Below are 17,568 nucleotides of genomic sequence, written 5' to 3' on the forward strand. Positions count from 1 at the left end.
AGCTTTGCAAGCTTTATGCTTTAAAGTTTTTTAGCGCAGCTTAGCGCTGTTATTAGCGACTCAGGTAAATAAGAGCTAGCCAGATGCGCCTGCGGATAGTTTTGCCTTATCCAAGTTTGATAATTCTCTAAGCTTAGCTTATCACAATATACTAAATACAGAACTTGCGTAGCAATGCTGCGCGAAAACCCCATCACACAATGGAAGTTTATTAGCGTCAATGAAGTACCAGCTTGTACTTTATTAGTCTGGCGATTGTCAGCCAGCAATTGATTTAGCTGCTCAAACAAGCCTATTAATACTAGCGCATCAGCCTCATTAAAGGGTTGTAGATCTAATAAGGGCCAATATAAATAATGGATGCTATATTCCGTATTTCGCGCCGCATTTTTCACGCTATTATTAGCAATAGCACTGACCGCTAACAAGTGACTACTAGCCTCTGCTGCTAGATCGACGATGATTAGTTGTGCAGCTAAGTCAGCTACTTCGCTGGGGAGAAAACCCTTGATGAATAACGGCGATGATAAACGCGCGCTTGCCGATACAGAAGTATTATTACCTATTGGCTGCCAAACCATGCTACCAAATCTGTCAGGGTACTGATAGCTATAATAACGCTGGCTCAAGCTCGACATTGCTCTATAAGCCAGTAGCAAAGGCGCAAAAGTTAGCCAGGTGCTTAGCGTTAATTTACCTTGGTTATCTTTTATAAAATAGCTACTATTAGTATTTATCTCGGCGCTTTGATAAACCCAAGCCAGACGCATAAAGCTTAGCAGCCAATACCCTGCCATTATTAGACTAGCATACTCAAATAAGGGCTGCTTAAAGTTAATAGCTATCAAGAATCCAGTAATAGCCAACAGCAAAAAACCGCTGATTGCGATGGCAAAATATTTAAGCACTAATACACTGCGCTGTCTGTCAACCATAAATAGTACGATAGCAGACAATAGCGCGCCTGCAATAATATCTAGTAGATGATGTTGGTAAGTAAATACTGTCGACACTATAATTAAACAGCAGACTAGCACCAGTAGGCATCTATAACTTAGCACTAACCAGTTTCGACCTGCCAGACACTGGCAATCAACTAATACATTCCATAAAGACACGCCTAACAGCAACGCATATGCCACGTGCAAGGATGGTAGCTGATTGAAGGGTTGGTCAGTAACCTCTAACCATGCATAGCCAAATGCGGTCCAGTCTGTAGTTAAGGGACGCTGAAAAGAGAAACGTGCAGGATATAAATAGAATATAAGCGCAGCAAGCAAGGTTGCGAGTAGCAGATGTGAGCTAAGCGAAGAAAGCTGACTAGGAGTGCGCACCATAAAAAAGCTGGCAATGAATAATATCATTGACCAGCTATAAGGAACGATCATGGCGGCAATAAATGGCACGCTACTGTCTAAGCTGGTCGCTACATAGTGTATACGCTCAGAACAGCAGTCAAACAGCGCAGCACTATAGTAATTGGTTAGACTATATAACAGCGTAAACAGCAGTATCGCTACGGTTAAGTGCCAAATACGTGTCGATAGTAATAGTCGCTGTCTACCAGCTTCATTACTCATTACCGATGGTTATGCGGGCTATTCATTAGCATAGTAGCTCATAGCATAGTAGCTCATAGCATAGTAGCTGACATAAGACATAAAGCTGAGCCACCTGTTTTATTCAAGCCAAATAGAGTAGTGCTGAGCGTTAGCGCCCCAATACCGCACGAGGATCGATAGGGCTACCGTTAAGGCGCACTTGGAACTCTAAACCTACTTGATTAGTCTGACCGCTGCTACCCATAGTGGCAATACGCTGTCCGCTTTGTACTTGCTCGCCCTCTTTGACTAGCAAATCAGTGTTGTGAGCATAAGCGGTGATGTAGTTATTACTATGACGAATCATAATCAAATTGCCGTACTCCTCCAACCCATTACCAGAATAGAGTACCGTACCGCCTTGGCTAGCTACTACAGGATCGCCTACTTTACCAGCGAACCACATGCCCATATTCCCTACTGAGGCATCGAAGTTACGCACCACTTGGTTACGGGTAGGATATTCATAGCCCGAAGTTGCATTAGCAGTATTCTCATAAGCTGGCGTTGGGGCTGGAGTGTTATAAGCTGGCGTATTGTTTACAGGCTGACGACCGCTGTTGTTGGCATTGGCATTACTAGCCGTAGCTTGGTTGCCTTGCCAAAGCTTAAGCATCTGTCCGGTGTAGATAGTGTATTTACTGTCCAAACCATTCAACGCCCCAATTTGGCGATAGCTCATGCGGTAGCGCTCAGCTATCTGACCGACAGTATCACCACGTTTAACTAGATAATAGTTGGGAACACCTTGGTTATTAGTAATAATGGTAGGGCCTGACTGGTTATTCTGATAAGTTGGTTTGGTGGCACAACCCATCATGGTTAGCACAGCAACGGTCAAAGTACCTGCCAATGCTGCCGTTACTAATGATGATTTAGAAGTGATCTTTTTCATACAAGGTTTCCTAATGTCTATACCTGAGGCTGCTGACGAGCCAGCCATATTTATATTAGTATCAAGATAGTAGTTCTTCTTAAATCCTATCCGTTCTCAATCTTATCCGTTCTAAATAGCAGTAAGCTTAATTATCTTTGCCCTGACTTCAGTTACAAACTACTTTAGCGACAAACTAGTGCTATTAATAAATATCTTTGCGGCTTTGAATACTGTCAAAGCATGATATAAAAATACCCTATCAAAATGCGATAACAAAATCTGAGTTCCAGTTATGATAATAAGTTGTAGAGCCAAACTTACAGTATCAATGCTGACAGCTTATCTAAAGCTGAACTCGGAGTATGATGCAATTTGACTGGGGATAAGCTGATAAGACCATCAGCTATCGCTTGAACATCAGTAACAGTATCGATAAGGCATTGGTTATTCAATCGCTGATTTTCAGCGGTTGATAGATCGATAGCCGTAGGTTTTAGTATGCTCCCTGCCGATTGCAAAGCTAAGGGTTTAGAGGTAGGATTAGCTTCTTTGCGTAGAGACAACCAATAAGCATTACGCCCACGAGGGTCAACGATATGGTGCACAGGTTTGGCGATAGTACTGTGATCCAAACACGTTATTTTGCGACCTTTAATGTCAGCTGCGCACTTTACATCAGGGATATTAACGTTTAATACATGATAGGGCAAACTTTTGATGGTTTCGAGTATGGCTGTCTCAGTGATTAGTTTGACAATCTGCTCAGCTGCCATCTGATAATTACTGTCATTGCTAGCACCCACTAGTGAGGTGGCAATAGCAGGGACACCGAACAGCTGTGCGGTTAATGCCGCGCCAAAAGTGCCCGAAAATAATACATCTTGGCCTAAATTGGCTCCTGAATTAATCCCAGTGATCACACAATCAAAATGGCTGTTACGGTATAGCTCATGCAAGCCCAAATATATACAGTCAGCAGGAGTACCATTAACGGCTATAAATCCCGACTGTAAAGTCTGTGTATATAGCGGCTGCGAGATATGTAGCGCACTAGCGCAGCCACTTTGCTCGCTATCAGGAGCTATTACAATGACCTCACCTATCTTAGATAACTCACCATATAATGCTAATAAACCGGGAGCTTGTACTCCATCATCATTACTAATCAAAAACTTCATATCAGCTCAATATACTTATATTTTTCTGTTTAACTGCTAACTGTCTATTCAACTGCTAGCCCTAATAATTTAACCTGAACTACTTAACTTTAATAAGGGTTAGCTACTGGCTGCTAGCACTGTGATGGATGGTGATTATCCGTTAATAGCCACTGCTCATAAAAGAATAGGCACTGCTCATAAAAACTATTGCTTGGACAAATGCCCTGCTTAACCTTACTAAAATTTTAGAGCAGACATTGGAAATATTGCCCTATATAACTTACAAAAGACTGATTTAGGCGTCTTACTGAGCTAATAAAGACGCTAGCAGTAGTTATTATAGGTGCATATTATCAGTAAATAGCTTACATTAGGCAACAAGCACTAACAATATAAACTTATTAGTTAATGCTCAAGCAACTTACCAATACATGCTGCTGCTATGTTGCTGTAAATGCCCTTTAGGTCACAATACATCTACACATCAGTCAATATTTTATGTGACTTTTGTTTTTATTCCTATTACCATAACAGCATCAAATAATGCAAAGCGAGTGTGATACCGAATGAACAATCAATCGATATTGGCGGTAGTTTCCCCTGTAACAACTATTATGATTAATGCTGCAAGCAAAATTGGCGTAGCAGGTCTAATGGCTAGTGCAGCTCTTTTATCGTCAGCTACTTTTGCTGCCCCTAGTACTACTATTCCCTTAGATATGTCGGGTATGAATATCACTAAGCACGAAATAGCAGTGATGCAAGTGCTGTCTGAAATATGTCCACCGATGTTAAATGGTAATCAAAAGCAACGTTTTTATAAATCATATAACGTGCAATTGCATGAACTGATGCCTTCATTAGAAGATCCAAAAGCGGCTATTCAGTACTTGTCGACCCAACAAGACTATCGTCAGATTTTGCAAAGTATTCGTAGCTGGACTATGAGTTTTTCTAAGCAAGATAATAAGTCTATCTGTGAAGATTTAGCCAATGCAGAGTACTAAGTGTAGAGTACTAACAGTCACTAGTAGCTAGCACAGTGGACTATCCATACTTACATCATCCAAAGCTCTAAGCAATCGATTAGCTAGCTAAGATTAAGACTAAATATCTAGGCAGCTTCGTTTAAGGCTAAGCAATTAAGAGGAACTAAGACTAGAGATATAGCTTAGTGACATTTAAGTATTAATACTAAGTACTACCCTTAAGTATTAATAAAACCAATTGCACCTGATTCATTTTAGTAAAGAATATGATGCTTCGCTAAATTAGCAGATAGTTTCCATCCAATACCTGTATTATTTGACTATAGCTTGCTGTTTGCAGCCTCAATACACTGAGCTGCACAGCAAGCTTTTTTGTGGATGAAAGGTTTTAGTTTGCCAGTTAATAACTAATTATGCCTAAATAGCTCAGTTATCTGTTGCTGGCAGCGGCTTTTTAGATTATTCTCTGCGAGAATATTTTTTTATTTGTGCCTATTTACTTAATGGTGAAATTGCTAAGATATTAATTCTATGTCTAGTATCTGCTGTGACTAGCTTTATTAATAGTAGCAGCTATAGCGCTAGACAAATTTAATCTCATAATGTGGTGTAACAGTTTATGACCGTGAAGTATGTAAAACAACAGCTTGTACAACTAGTAGTCGGTATTAGTGTCTCTTTAGGATCAGTAGCAGTAAATGCGGCTATCACCCCTCCTACTATGGAAAATGCCGCCTATATATTGATGGATTATAATACTGGCGAAATTTTAGCACAAAAAAATGCCACTACGCCGCTACCACCAGCCTCCTTAACCAAAATGATGACCAGCTATATTATTGAACAGCGCTTGGCTTCAGGTGACTTGACAGAAGACGAACAAGTTTTAATGAGCGAGAACGCTTGGTGTCGTGGCAGCAGTAGCCAGTCTTGTATGTATGTACCTGTCAATAAAACAGCTAGTGTCATCGATATGCTGCGCGGTATCATTATCCAATCAGGTAATGACGCTTCAATGGCTATGGCTGAACATATCGCTGGTAGCGAAGCCTCGTTTGCCATACTAATGAATGAGCAAGCCAAAAAGTTAGGTATGGATAATACTAACTTTGTTAATGCCACAGGTATGCCTGATGAAGGTCATCAAGCCTCCGCACTGGATTTGGCCAAGCTGGGGCGCGCTATTATTAAGAATAGCGGCGACTATTATAAAATTTATTCCGAAAAAGAGTTTACTTATAACGGCATCACTCAAGGCAATCGTAATGCGCTATTGAGCACAGATAGTACTGTAGATGGTTTAAAGACTGGCCATACTGATGCAGCTGGCTATTGTTTAGTCGCTTCAAGCAACCGTGATGGTATGCGTCTAATTTCAGTTATTATGGGCACTAAAAGCCAACAAGAACGTGCTGATCAATCACGTGAGTTGCTTAATTGGGGCTATGGTCACTTCACTACAGTAACCAAAGCGCCTGCAGGACAGTTCGTTAGCAAGCTGCCAGTATGGTTCGGGGCAGCGAAAGAGATCGAGTTGGCTACTGGGGACAGTTTAAAAGTACTAACCACTAAGACTCAAAAGAATAAAATAACTACGGTTGTTGATATCCCTGAGAGTTTAGAGGCTCCTATTAAAAAGGGTCAAGAAGTAGGCAAGATGCTAGCCGTTATTGATGGTAAAGCAGTAGCCTCAGTACCTATCATTGCTACTAGTGACATCGAGCAGGCAGGATTTTTTAGTCGCATGTGGCAGCATGTCGTACGTTGGGGACAAAACGTATTTTAACAGCTAGTTTTTAATTACTAGCAGTTATTATCTCAAAGTTATTATAGTGATTGCATAGAAGGCCACTTAATTTAAGTGGCCTTTTTGTGGTTATCACATTTACTTTGGACTAGGGTATGTTGAACATTCAACCATAGCCGTTACGAGGTCTATTGGCTATTTCTACTGTTATTCGCTAAGTCTTTCCGATCCACGTCTTCAGTATCTTAATAAGTCTTTGAGTGTTTTGCGTGGCGCCTTCGCAATAGTCTATACCAGCAACTTTTAGCTCATGCTCAATGCCATATAGGTCATACTTGTTATGCGAGGGACACCAGTAAATCAATAAAGCTCGGTGGCTGGTTTCAGCATTTCGGATCAACCGTGCTAGCCGCGCTACCCTCTCCGGTAGAATATCCTCTGCAAACATCACCATATCAACTTTTATATTATCTATATTCCCAAGCATAAGCTGCTCGTACTGTCTAGAGATTACCGTGGCACCCAGTCCTTGTAACTCTTTAACCAAGAGGTCGTTTTCATCAGCATAATAATAGATAATCTCTAAGTCCTTTAGTAAGGTTTGCTGCCAGCTTTTATATTTATTACGTAGTGGGATAGTGATTACAAATTGGCTACCTTTATCAAGCTCACTATCGACATCAATCGAGGCATCAATCAGCTGTAACAGCTGTTTTATAACCGGCAAACCTACGCCAACCCCTTCATATTTTCGAGTTCTTGAAGAATCAATCTGAAAAAATGGGGTAAATATATCATCTATGTAATTAGCATTAATACCAATACCGGTATCAATAATTTTGAGCTGCCAGCGAATACTATTATTGAAATGAGTCAGTTGCGACTCGATAGTAACTCGTCCCTCTTGAGTGAATTTTATAGCATTGTCAATAACAGCGGTCAATATTTGCTTAATCTTATTAGCATCGCCTTCAAGATTATAGTCAATATGATGAATATGGCTAATCAACTCTACGCCTTTTTGCTGAGCAATAGGATCAAATTCCGCTAATAAATCGGCAATCATTAGCAAAGGATTGAACTCAATTAAAGTAACAACTACTTGGCCTTTTTCAATTTTATTGAGTTGAATAATCTGCTCTAAGGTCGACTCCAAATGCTCACTACCATTGCGAATAATCTCTAAAGTATCTTGCTGGTCATAGCTCAAGTAATGATTGTCTAACAGTTGCAAGCCACCAGAGATGGCATTGAGTGAAGTCTTAAGCTCATGAGTAATCATACTCTGAAAGTTATTACGTTGAACCTCAAGCGATCGATCTTTATGATGAAGCTGTTGCTCAAAATCTCCTAGTGCCGCATGCTCTCGTTGCATTTCTCTTAGACGCTCAAACAGTAGAATAAAGGCCTGCTTAATATCAATAAACTCTCGAAACTCAAAACGCTGTTGAATGACTGGTAGCTGCTCAAGATTCGGATTATCAACTAATAAAGTGCAAACATTGGCGATTTGAACGAGATCTTCAGTGGTGCGCAGCAGCTTGCGAAAAATAAATCCTATAGCGGCGATTACTAAGATTAAAGTCAGTAACCATAATAGAATTGTTTTGCGTAACCACTGCATACGTAGCTTATCTATATCCAAGGTAATATTGATATAGCCTACTAAGCTATTAGTATTTACTGACGCCAAATCTGAATGATTATCATCTTTTTCAACACTAGTTAGTCTATTGGCTACTGGAGTAGCGATTGGCGAGTTAACGTTGCTCACTTGCGTGTCGCTTTCAGAGGCGTAACCGCTAGTCACTGCTCTATTAAAACTGATGGTATCGGTAAACAACGCGGTGTACCAGTCGTTGCTGTTTTGCTCTAAATCGAGTTCATCAAGACTGCTAATAGGATGATCGGTAGAATAAAAAACGATATTTTGGATGCTGGAATCTTCGTTTATCAGGACGCCCACTTGGCTGGCTACTAGATTAGCAGCAGCATCAGTAGAAGCGCTTTTAGCCAATAGCTCAGCTAGCTGCTGCACATGCATCCGCTGCTGTTGATAATGGTAAACAAAACCATAAACGTAACAAAATAAAAACCCGACTAAAACAGCCAAGACTATAGTCTGCAACAGAGAGTTCCAGATAAGCTTAGGCAGTGTTTTAATCGAGTTTATAACCATATTATTCAGTCAACTCAAGGTTTTTTACTTATAATCGTTGATACTTAACCACTTTATTTATTTCAAAATTCTTTATAGGGAATAAACGACTCATATAAAAATAGTCGTTAGGGCATATTGAACATTCGACCACAGCATTGTCTACTTGTGAATGTTAATACGCTCTAATCTAAAACTACTAATTAACTTTTTAAGTCGTTATTTTTATATGAGCTAATTTTTTATATAAGCTAATACTGCTATTAGCAAACAGCAGGATTAGTGGTAAATAGCAATATTAGCGCTTCTTTTTTTCACGAGTAGTGAATTTTTGCGCTCTATTACGTTCACGTTGGCGCAGCTGTTGCGCTTTGGCTTTAGTCGGAGTATCGCTTTTAGAAGAATAAGGATTTTCGTTAAGCTTAAACACTACGTTGAGCGGCGTACCTTCTAGCTTGAAGACTTCACGGAATTGGTTTTCTAGATAGCGCTGATAGCTCTTAGGCAGCGAACCCGTCTGATTACCGTGGATAACGATGACTGGTGGATTGTGACCACCGATATGCGCGTAACGCAATTTAATACGACGCCCAGAAACCGCTGGTGGTGGATTCGCCGCTACTGCATCTTGTAGAATTTGAGTCAAGCGATTGGTAGACACTTCAAACATTGAAGAGTTATAAGCTCGTAGGATTGAAGGGTATAGATTACCTACTCCAGTACCATGTAATGCTGATATTAGATGCACTTTTACATAAGGGATGAAGTTAAAGCGACGATCCATCTCAATTTTAATATAGTCTTTTTGATCTTGAGTCAAACCATCCCATTTATTAATGGCAACGACTAAAGCTCGACCCGCATCAAGGGCATAGCCAATCATATGTAGATCTTGATCGACGATACCTTCTTGGGCATCGATGACAATAACTGTCACGTTCGAATCTTCAATAGCTTGTAGAGTCTTGATTACCGAGAACTTTTCTACTTTTTCATCGATCTTACCACGGCGACGTACCCCTGCTGTGTCAATCAGCACGTAATCTTTGCCATCACGTTTATAAGGAATATAGATACTGTCACGAGTAGTCCCTGGCATATCGAATACTACGACTCGATCCTCACCCAATAGACGATTGACTAGTGTTGATTTACCGACGTTTGGACGACCAATAATCGCAAGCTTCAAACCTTGAGGCTCGACTATAGATTCTTTTTCCGGCATATCTGCGGTAATGACTTCTAACAAGTTACCAACGCCGCGACCATGACTGGCGGCCATCGGATAGGGCTCACCTAAGCCTAATGCATAAAACTCAGCAGGTGCTGAATCATGAGCGCCGTCGACCTTGTTAGCTACTACATATACTGGCTTGCCTAAAGTATGTAAAAACTTGCCAATCTCTGCATCAGCACCGATCAGGCCCGCTCGTGCATCAACTACAAATACTATAATGTCAGCTTCATGAATAGCGGTATGAGACTGCTCAGACATATAGTCATCAATATTGCCACTGCCATCATCAGCTTCACCTATACCACCAGTGTCTACTACGATAAATGCTTTGTCCTCATATTCAGCATCACCATACTGACGATCACGAGTCAGACCTGAAAGGTCAGCAACTAATGCCTGACGACTTTTAGTGAATTGATTAAATAAGGTAGATTTACCGACGTTTGGGCGACCGATTAAGGCAACCACAGGCTTGATACTCATGCATTACTCTCGCTGATAGGCAATAAAGGACAATAAAACCAGTACTTAGACTGGCTATTGTCACAAACTTAAATAGATAATAATTAATAAAGCTTTAGTAAATTAAACACATAAAATCAGTATATATCCAAACTGAATACTAGCGGATCTTATACTAAGTTTATGATCGAACTAAGCTAATAGATACGAGCTGAACTAATAAAATCAGCAGGACTCTTTAGCGTGCTAACTGCCAAATTGCAGCTTGCCCAGAAGTACTTTGAGTTAATAAGCGACTGCCTTGTACTTGCAAGGTCTGTAGCGCGCCTTTGGTCTGTACACGACTGACAATCTTACCAGAGGCTGGGTCAATTAAATGCACTACACCACCTAAATCACCTACAGCGATATAGTTACCTATCATCACCGGGTTAGTCAATTTACGATAGCCAAGCTCATCATTTTCCCATAGTGTTTCGCCGCTACTGCGATCATAAGCAACGATTTTACCAGTTAAACTCGTACCGATAACTTGCTGATTATTTACCGCTAAAGATTTTAAGCTAGCTAACTCATTAACGAATTTAACTTGTCTGGAAGCCAAGTCAATACCGATAACTTGACCACTATAGCTGATAGCGAATAGCTCATTGTTATCGACAATAGGAGTGCCATCGACATCACTCATACGTTCAACTTCGCTACTGCCAGTGCCTACACCAATACGACGTGACCACTGCGGCAAGCCATTATCAACAGTAATAGCATGCAAACGACCATCAGCAGTTGCCAACAGTGCAGTCTTATCATCTAACAAGGTAGGCGCAGCAGTGCCACGAACGCTAATATCAGGAACTTGGGTAGCAAACTTCCAAACAGGCTGGCCATTCTGTAAAGACAAGCCTTGTAAGAAGCCATCGTTAGCCGACAAAATAACTCGGTTATTACTAATTAAGGCTTTGGTTAATACCGTACCAGTTAGCTGTTGCTGCCAGCGCTTAGCACCTGTAGTACTATCAAAGGCCATCACCATTCCGCTACGTGTAGTAATAACTGCCGTCTGACTAAAACTGTCTAATGCTACCCCACCCACGATCTGATCATCGACATTCAATGACCATAAACGCTGTCCGGCCTCATTATAGCCTACTAAGTCACCACCGCGTGAGGCGATAACTATCTGATTATTGTCATAGCCCACTTGTAAGCTCAAGGGATCCTTTGAACTGGCTTTTTTATTGCCGACATCTACCATGAATACTGGCTGTAAGACACTAATAGGCTGCGCAAGCTGTACCAGTTTTACTGGGTCATTGACCACGGGCTTAATGCCTCGGCTACAGCCCATAACAGCACTAGTCATTAGTGCTAATACAGCTACATGCATAACCGTAGTTTTTAGCAGGGTCTTATTTGCATAGTTATTAGAGCGAATATTTAAGGTCATGGTATGTTCTCACTACGAATAAGTTGACGATCTATAAATGGGCTAACAAACAACATAGTCCAGTAGCTTATCTACTGAGTCATGCGGTACTACTGTTATTATTATTGATTGGCTGCTCACTAGCTATTGGGTATTTTCTGGGGCAATAATAGCCGTAGCATTTTCATTGTTAGCGCTTGCTAAAGCTTGGTTATCTGGAGCTACCTTGGAAGCTTGGATAAGACTAGCAGGCTCAGCAATAGGCTCAGCAACGACGCCTAAACTCTCCATCTTCAGTGCTAGTACTGCACGAGTCTCTTGACGCTTACGCACTAGCTCCCAAGCATTCTTATAAGATTTAATGGCCGCATCTTTATCATTCTTGGCTAAATAAATATCACCCAATAGCTCTTGTTGACTGCCTTCAAATGAGCTTGGCATATCTTTACTAGCTTCGGCTAAAGCGGCATCAGCATCACCAGCTGCCAATAAGGTTTCGGCATAACGTAAACGTGCAATAGCGCTGAGACCGGCATCACCCAAATCAACGGCTAAAGCTTTTTTGAGGGTAGCGCTTGCTCCTTTAAAGTCATCATTGTCTACTTGAGTACGCGCTTTAATCATTAACGCTTGCCAAGCATATACTGAGCTACCATGAGTGTTAACCAAGGTATCAATATTATCATTTAACTTACTACGGCTGTCCGCTAGTGCTGTCAAGGCTTCAGCTTCTAGGTCTGGATTTTGCGACGCTAGAGTAACTTCTTCATTAAGACGCTGAATATCAGCGTATTGATCAGCAGCAACTGTATCTACTCGCGCATGATTGTTTTGCCAATAAGTCCAACCAAAGTAGCCGGCTAATGCCAACAGAATAACAGTGACAATATTGCCGCCGTATTTTTTTAGCGCTTGCATCGAGTTATCTGTATTTGGCGAATTAGGGGTCAGAGCCATGGATAGTTACCTGATAAATTTATATTAAAATGCGAGTAATGCTACTACTATTATTGGCTTTTCAGTGCTCAGAGTTAAAGGGGTCAAACCTTGATCATTCATTACCTTACTCAGTAGGTAATGACCAATCGTTACTTGCTACGCCTTGCCAGTCGTTATTAAGCGCTTAGCTGCTGAGCCCTGAATGAAAAAGCATCCAGTCCAGTTAAACCGTTATTTAAAATTTTCTATATCGGCTAACCAGTTTTGATTCATACTAGTTTGCTCGCCCGTTTGCATATTTTTAATACTGATTTTTTGCTCATCAAGCTCTTGCTGAGCGATGATAACTGTCAAGCGTGCTCCTGACTTATCAGCTTTTTTCATTTGTGCTTTTAAGCTAGTCGCACTAGCCATCTTAATTCGCAAATCTGGGCGCTGGTAGCGCAAGTTTTGGGCATAAATCATACCTGAGCTATAAACCTCAGGGTGAGTGACAATAAATACGTCACAAGCAGCCGTTTCTGCAAAAGGCGCTACCGCCTCTATTAGCAACAATAAACGCTCAAGACCCATAGCAAAACCTACCGCCGGTTCGGACTGGATAGGCTTGCTATTTGCTTGGCTGTCATGGTTACGGCTGTCGGTAGATTTTAGCTGACCTACGAGACCGTCATAGCGTCCACCTGCACAAACTGTAGCTTGGCTACCTAACTTATCAGTGACCCATTCAAAAACTGTCTTATTGTAATAATCAAGACCACGAACTAAATGCGGATTTATCTGGTAATCAATGCCTAAGCCATCTAAATAAGCTTGCACTTGCTCAAAATGCGCCATGCTTTCTTCGCCCAAAAAATCAGCAAGCTTAGGGGCATCGACTAATAACGCTTGAGTACTCGCCTCTTTACTATCTAAAATACGTAAAGGGTTAGTAGTTAATCGGCGTTTGCTATCTTCATCTAACAAGTGCTGTTTGTCGGTCAAATAAGCGACTAAAGCATCACGATAAGCATGACGCTCATCGATCTCGCCTAAGCTATTGAGCTGCAAACTCATTTCGTCTTTTAGACCCAAGGCTTGCCACATCAAATGAGTCATAGCAATCAATTCGGCATCAGCATCGGGTAATGCGCTACCAAAACTCTCAACGCCTAGCTGATGAAACTGACGATAGCGGCCTTTTTGCGGGCGCTCGTAACGGAACATCGGACCGATGTACCAAAGCTTAGGAGTATCACCACGTAATAGATTATGCTCGATAACAGCACGTACAGCACCCGCAGTACCTTCAGGGCGTAAGGTAAGCGGTGTCGGAGGATCAGACTTATCAGCAAAGCTATACATCTCTTTTTCGACAATGTCAGTCGCGCCACCAATAGCTCGAGCGAAAAGATCAGTTTGCTCAACGATAGGCAGTCGGATATGCTGATAGCCGTATCTACTCATTACTTCGGCTAAGACCTTTTCTAACTGCAACCATTGCGCTGATTGATTCGGTAAAATGTCGTTGAACCCTTTTATAGCTTTAATCATGGTGCGCTTATATCCTCAAATTTTAATCAGTATTACTATTATTATTTTATATACGAGCTTTAAATAAAATCTATTATTAAAGCAGCTGTGTTTTTAAAACCGCTTTACCTATTATTTAACCCGAATAATCTCATTTTCACGAGCTTTTTCTAGCACTGCTGCATGGGCGCGAACCATACTTTCGATTTCATCAACTAAGTTATCCGTGTCGATAAGATGGCTCTTTGTACCCATCCGATACACTAAAGACCGACGTGCTGCACCAACGATACCAATATCGGCTTCTTTAGCCTCACCTGGACCGTTGACCTTGCAACCAATTACTGAAAGATTCATCGGTTCACGCACATCTTCTAAACGCGCCTCTAAGGCGGTCATCACCCGAATAACATCGAACTCTTGACGTGAGCAACTAGGGCAAGCAATAAAATTCACTCCGTTAGAGCGAATATTTAACGACTTTAGAATATCAAAGCCAATTTTGATTTCTTCTTCCGGCTCTGCGGCTAAAGAGATGCGAATAGTATCACCGATACCATCTAATAGTAGACCACCAAGGGCAATAGCTGACTTAACGGCACCAGTACGGTAGACACCAGCTTCTGTTACCCCAAGGTGTAATGGGTTATCGATTTGTGCTGAGATTAAACGATAAGCATCTAAAGTCAAAAATACGTTACTGGCTTTGACCGAGATTTTGTATTGATCAAAGTTCAAACGTTCTAATATATCAATATGACGCATGGCAGACTCAAGCATAGCCTCGCCAGTTGGTTCCGCATACTTGCGCTGGATTTCTTTTTCTAATGATCCGGCATTGACCCCAATGCGAATAGGAATGTTGTGATAGCGCGCACAAGCCACTACTTCACGAACTTTAGCATCGCTACCAATATTACCAGGATTGATACGTAAGCAGTCAGCACCAGCTTCAGCAACGGCTAAGGCAATCTTATGATCAAAATGCACATCAGCGATTAGCGGTACATTCACTAATTTTCGAATCTTCCCAAAGGCAGCAACCGTTTCCATAGTTGGAGTCGATACTCGCATAAGATCTGCGCCGGCCTCAACACAACGTTCGATCTGAGCTACTGTTGCAGCCACATCGCAAGTATCCGTATTGGTCATGCTCTGCACGCTAATAGGTGCATCGCCGCCAATCGCGACATCACCAACGTATATTTTTTTAGTGACACGACGGTTGATAGGGGCTGACGTTGACATATAAAATCCTTGGAATAAGCAAATATAATAGTAACAAGCAATTTTGATTAAACAGTATTCAAACGGCTATCACTCTATAATTAAGCTCTGAGCAAATAATAGACACTATACTTAACATACTATGATTAAAGCACTATGATCAAAATATTATAAACAGCAGTCGATTATTTTGACTAAGGTCAGTGATTAGTCATAGCCCTGTCCAATCGTAAACTATTAACCATCAATGGCTGCTGCCGCATATATTAACCGACTAAGGCGTCAATGCAAAGCTGGCTTTTTTACCCGTTGCATACTGCTCTAAAGCAACTGGCTGCTGATTGAGAGATAAATCAACATTGTCGATATTATCAATAACAATATTAAAAGGGGGCTGTCCTGATAACTGATAATCACCTTCAATTTGCTCACCGCTAATCAGACTAGTACCAGTAGCATCAATCACCCCTACCGAAGCTGCATCTGTCAGCTTAAGTTGTAATGAGGCATTTTCTGTGTCTGCGGCTCCTAGATTCAACGCTGAACCTGAAGCACCAACGCTATTATCAACACTGTTAAGCGCGGCCCCTTGCGTTTGTTCAGAAGCGGTTACTTCCTCTGCTACTGGAGTAAGCGGTTGCTCATCTTTACTAGCATTAGTCACCATCCGAAATAAAAATACCGCTAAAACAACAAGCGCAATAGCGGCTATTACCAACAACGGATTAAACCGAATACGACTACGGTTATCACGTTGCAGAGTGCCCATAGGACGCAATAACGATTCCGTATTATTCATTGAGCGTGGTTTAAGCTCATTGGGATAAACACTATCAAAACTGCTAGCAACCTTTGCTGGATCTAAACCCAAAAACTTAGCATAATTAATGGCAAAACCACGAGCAAATGCGGCTTGCGGTAATTCACTAAAACTTTCGCTTTCTAATGCTTGCAGATGGCGCTTTAGAATGAATAGTTCGCCTGCCGCCTCTTCTAAGCTCACTTGCTTATTTTTACGGGCTTGCTGCAACATGGCACCGAATGATCCCTGAGCATTTGATTGATTGGTTGATAGTGGGTTGGTCATTTCCATGGTGCCTCTGGATTATTAAGCCAATTCTTAAGTTGTTTTGCTTCCTCACTTAGAGGAGAAGCGGAAAGTAGCTGCTGTGCTAGTTGTTGGCGCTTGCTCATATCATTTTGAGCGGCGGCCAATTTTATACCTTGCAGTAACAGACGTGGGCTAATGCCTTGTCCTTTAATCAATATCAGAGTTTCATCATAAAGTCGTTGCGCTTGGGTAACCTGCTGTTGTTCAAGCCACAAATCAACTAGCTCAATATGAGCAATCAAACTATTACGATTGCCTTCTAAAGCTCGCAAAAAAGCTTTAGCAGCTGCTGGATGGTTATTTAGCTGTAAGTAAGTGCGGCCTAGATTTTCTAAAGCGCCAATACGACCCTCGTAACCTAGAGCGGAACCAGCAATCTCAAATTGGCTTAGCGCTTCATTATAACGCTGCATCTGTGACAGATAAACACCGTAATTATTACGGGCCTGTTCAAAATCCGCATCTAGTGCTATGGCTTGCTTAAAATACTGTTCAGCCTTTACAAGATTGAGTCGGCTACCTTCTTGCTGTAATAAAACGCCCATCATATCATAGGCTGGCGCATATCGGCTATCGGCAGCAAAAGCTTTTTCGAGGTGGCGTTGGGCGGCGTCCAGCTTATTTTTACGGATGTATTGTGCTGCCAGTGCAGTGCGCACCCGAGCTATTTGTTTTTTATCTAAGTTGCGGTTATTGCTAGGCTCAGTCGTGGTCTGATAGGCAGTACCCCCTGTCAAACTACCAGTTGAAGTACTTTGGCAACCAGTCAATACCAAAGCCAACAGCACACTAGCAGTCAGCATACTTTTAGCATTAATGAGTTGCAAGCCTATTGATTGAGCACCAGTCAACTCAGTAACACTAAATTTAGCGCTACTTAACTTAGCTCTACTAAATTTACAACTACTTAACTCAGCACTATAAGACTTAAGCAAAGCTGTATTAGCGTTCAATTTAGCATTGAGCTGACAGTAATTTGTAAAAATCATTATAGCCGCCATCATAAAACTGTGATTTAACGAAACATCAGTTTAATGGATTTAACCTTAATAAGTACAATTTAGTTGCTATTAATTTTGTTGACTACATATTTATTACTATAATGACAGACAAATGACATTA

General features: G+C 41.3%; 13 protein-coding genes. 2 read left to right on the forward strand and 11 right to left on the reverse strand.

Annotated elements, in window-relative coordinates:
- Window positions 1-20 precede the first annotated feature (20 nt).
- The 3 genes from KPY62_RS03410 to surE all read right to left on the reverse strand — a co-directional run bounded on the left by KPY62_RS03410 (window position 21) and on the right by surE (window position 3,656).
- Window positions 21-1,580: a phosphatase PAP2 family protein gene (locus KPY62_RS03410; protein WP_216580824.1), complete on the reverse strand. Its 1,560-nt coding sequence runs from the start codon at window positions 1,578-1,580 to the stop codon at window positions 21-23.
- A 130-nt stretch (window positions 1,581-1,710) separates the two neighbouring features.
- On the reverse strand, window positions 1,711-2,496 hold the full coding sequence (locus KPY62_RS03415) for a peptidoglycan DD-metalloendopeptidase family protein (protein ID WP_216580825.1): 786 nt from the start codon (window positions 2,494-2,496) through the stop codon (window positions 1,711-1,713).
- 299 nt (window positions 2,497-2,795) lie between these two features.
- Window positions 2,796-3,656, reverse strand: a complete 861-nt coding sequence (surE, locus tag KPY62_RS03420) for a 5'/3'-nucleotidase SurE (RefSeq protein WP_216580826.1) — start codon at window positions 3,654-3,656, stop codon at window positions 2,796-2,798.
- Between the two features lie 548 nt (window positions 3,657-4,204).
- Between surE and KPY62_RS03425 the strand changes: the two genes are divergently transcribed.
- Together KPY62_RS03425 and KPY62_RS03430 are read left to right on the forward strand one after the other, a co-directional pair.
- Window positions 4,205-4,645 (forward strand): MCR_0457 family protein, encoded by a 441-nt coding sequence (locus tag KPY62_RS03425; RefSeq protein ID WP_216580827.1) that lies wholly within the window; start codon window positions 4,205-4,207, stop codon window positions 4,643-4,645.
- A 601-nt stretch (window positions 4,646-5,246) separates the two neighbouring features.
- Window positions 5,247-6,413 (forward strand): D-alanyl-D-alanine carboxypeptidase family protein, encoded by a 1,167-nt coding sequence (locus tag KPY62_RS03430; protein WP_216580828.1) that lies wholly within the window; start codon window positions 5,247-5,249, stop codon window positions 6,411-6,413.
- Window positions 6,414-6,588: 175 nt separating this feature from the next.
- Here the strand turns inward: KPY62_RS03430 and KPY62_RS03435 are convergent, their stop codons facing one another.
- The 8 genes from KPY62_RS03435 to pilW form a co-directional block, all read right to left on the reverse strand.
- Window positions 6,589-8,487, reverse strand: coding sequence for a sensor histidine kinase (locus KPY62_RS03435; RefSeq protein WP_228730551.1), 1,899 nt, complete (start codon window positions 8,485-8,487; stop codon window positions 6,589-6,591).
- A gap of 343 nt (window positions 8,488-8,830) precedes the next feature.
- A complete protein-coding gene (gene der, locus KPY62_RS03440) occupies window positions 8,831-10,252 on the reverse strand; it encodes a ribosome biogenesis GTPase Der (protein ID WP_216580830.1) in 1,422 nt (473 codons plus the stop codon).
- A 217-nt stretch (window positions 10,253-10,469) separates the two neighbouring features.
- A complete protein-coding gene (gene bamB / locus KPY62_RS03445; RefSeq protein ID WP_216580831.1) occupies window positions 10,470-11,678 on the reverse strand; it encodes an outer membrane protein assembly factor BamB in 1,209 nt (402 codons plus the stop codon).
- Window positions 11,679-11,801: 123 nt separating this feature from the next.
- Window positions 11,802-12,614 (reverse strand): YfgM family protein, encoded by an 813-nt coding sequence (locus tag KPY62_RS03450; RefSeq protein ID WP_216580832.1) that lies wholly within the window; start codon window positions 12,612-12,614, stop codon window positions 11,802-11,804.
- Between the two features lie 213 nt (window positions 12,615-12,827).
- On the reverse strand, window positions 12,828-14,129 hold the full coding sequence (hisS, locus tag KPY62_RS03455; RefSeq protein WP_216580833.1) for a histidine--tRNA ligase: 1,302 nt from the start codon (window positions 14,127-14,129) through the stop codon (window positions 12,828-12,830).
- 111 nt (window positions 14,130-14,240) lie between these two features.
- Window positions 14,241-15,356 carry a flavodoxin-dependent (E)-4-hydroxy-3-methylbut-2-enyl-diphosphate synthase gene (gene ispG / locus KPY62_RS03460; RefSeq protein WP_216580834.1) on the reverse strand — a complete coding sequence of 372 codons (1,116 nt, stop codon included), beginning with the start codon at window positions 15,354-15,356 and terminating at the stop codon, window positions 14,241-14,243.
- A 253-nt stretch (window positions 15,357-15,609) separates the two neighbouring features.
- The gene (locus tag KPY62_RS03465) at window positions 15,610-16,422 is read right to left on the reverse strand and encodes a helix-turn-helix domain-containing protein (protein ID WP_228730552.1); all 813 of its coding nucleotides are present in this window, start codon (window positions 16,420-16,422) and stop codon (window positions 15,610-15,612) included.
- A complete protein-coding gene (gene pilW / locus KPY62_RS03470; protein ID WP_228730553.1) occupies window positions 16,419-17,435 on the reverse strand; it encodes a type IV pilus biogenesis/stability protein PilW in 1,017 nt (338 codons plus the stop codon). Before pilW ends, KPY62_RS03465 begins: the two co-directional genes overlap by 4 nt.
- Window positions 17,436-17,568 lie beyond the last annotated feature (133 nt).

The sequence above is a fragment of the Psychrobacter sp. TAE2020 genome (assembly GCF_018919485.1).
Classification (GTDB): Bacteria; Pseudomonadota; Gammaproteobacteria; order Pseudomonadales; family Moraxellaceae; genus Psychrobacter.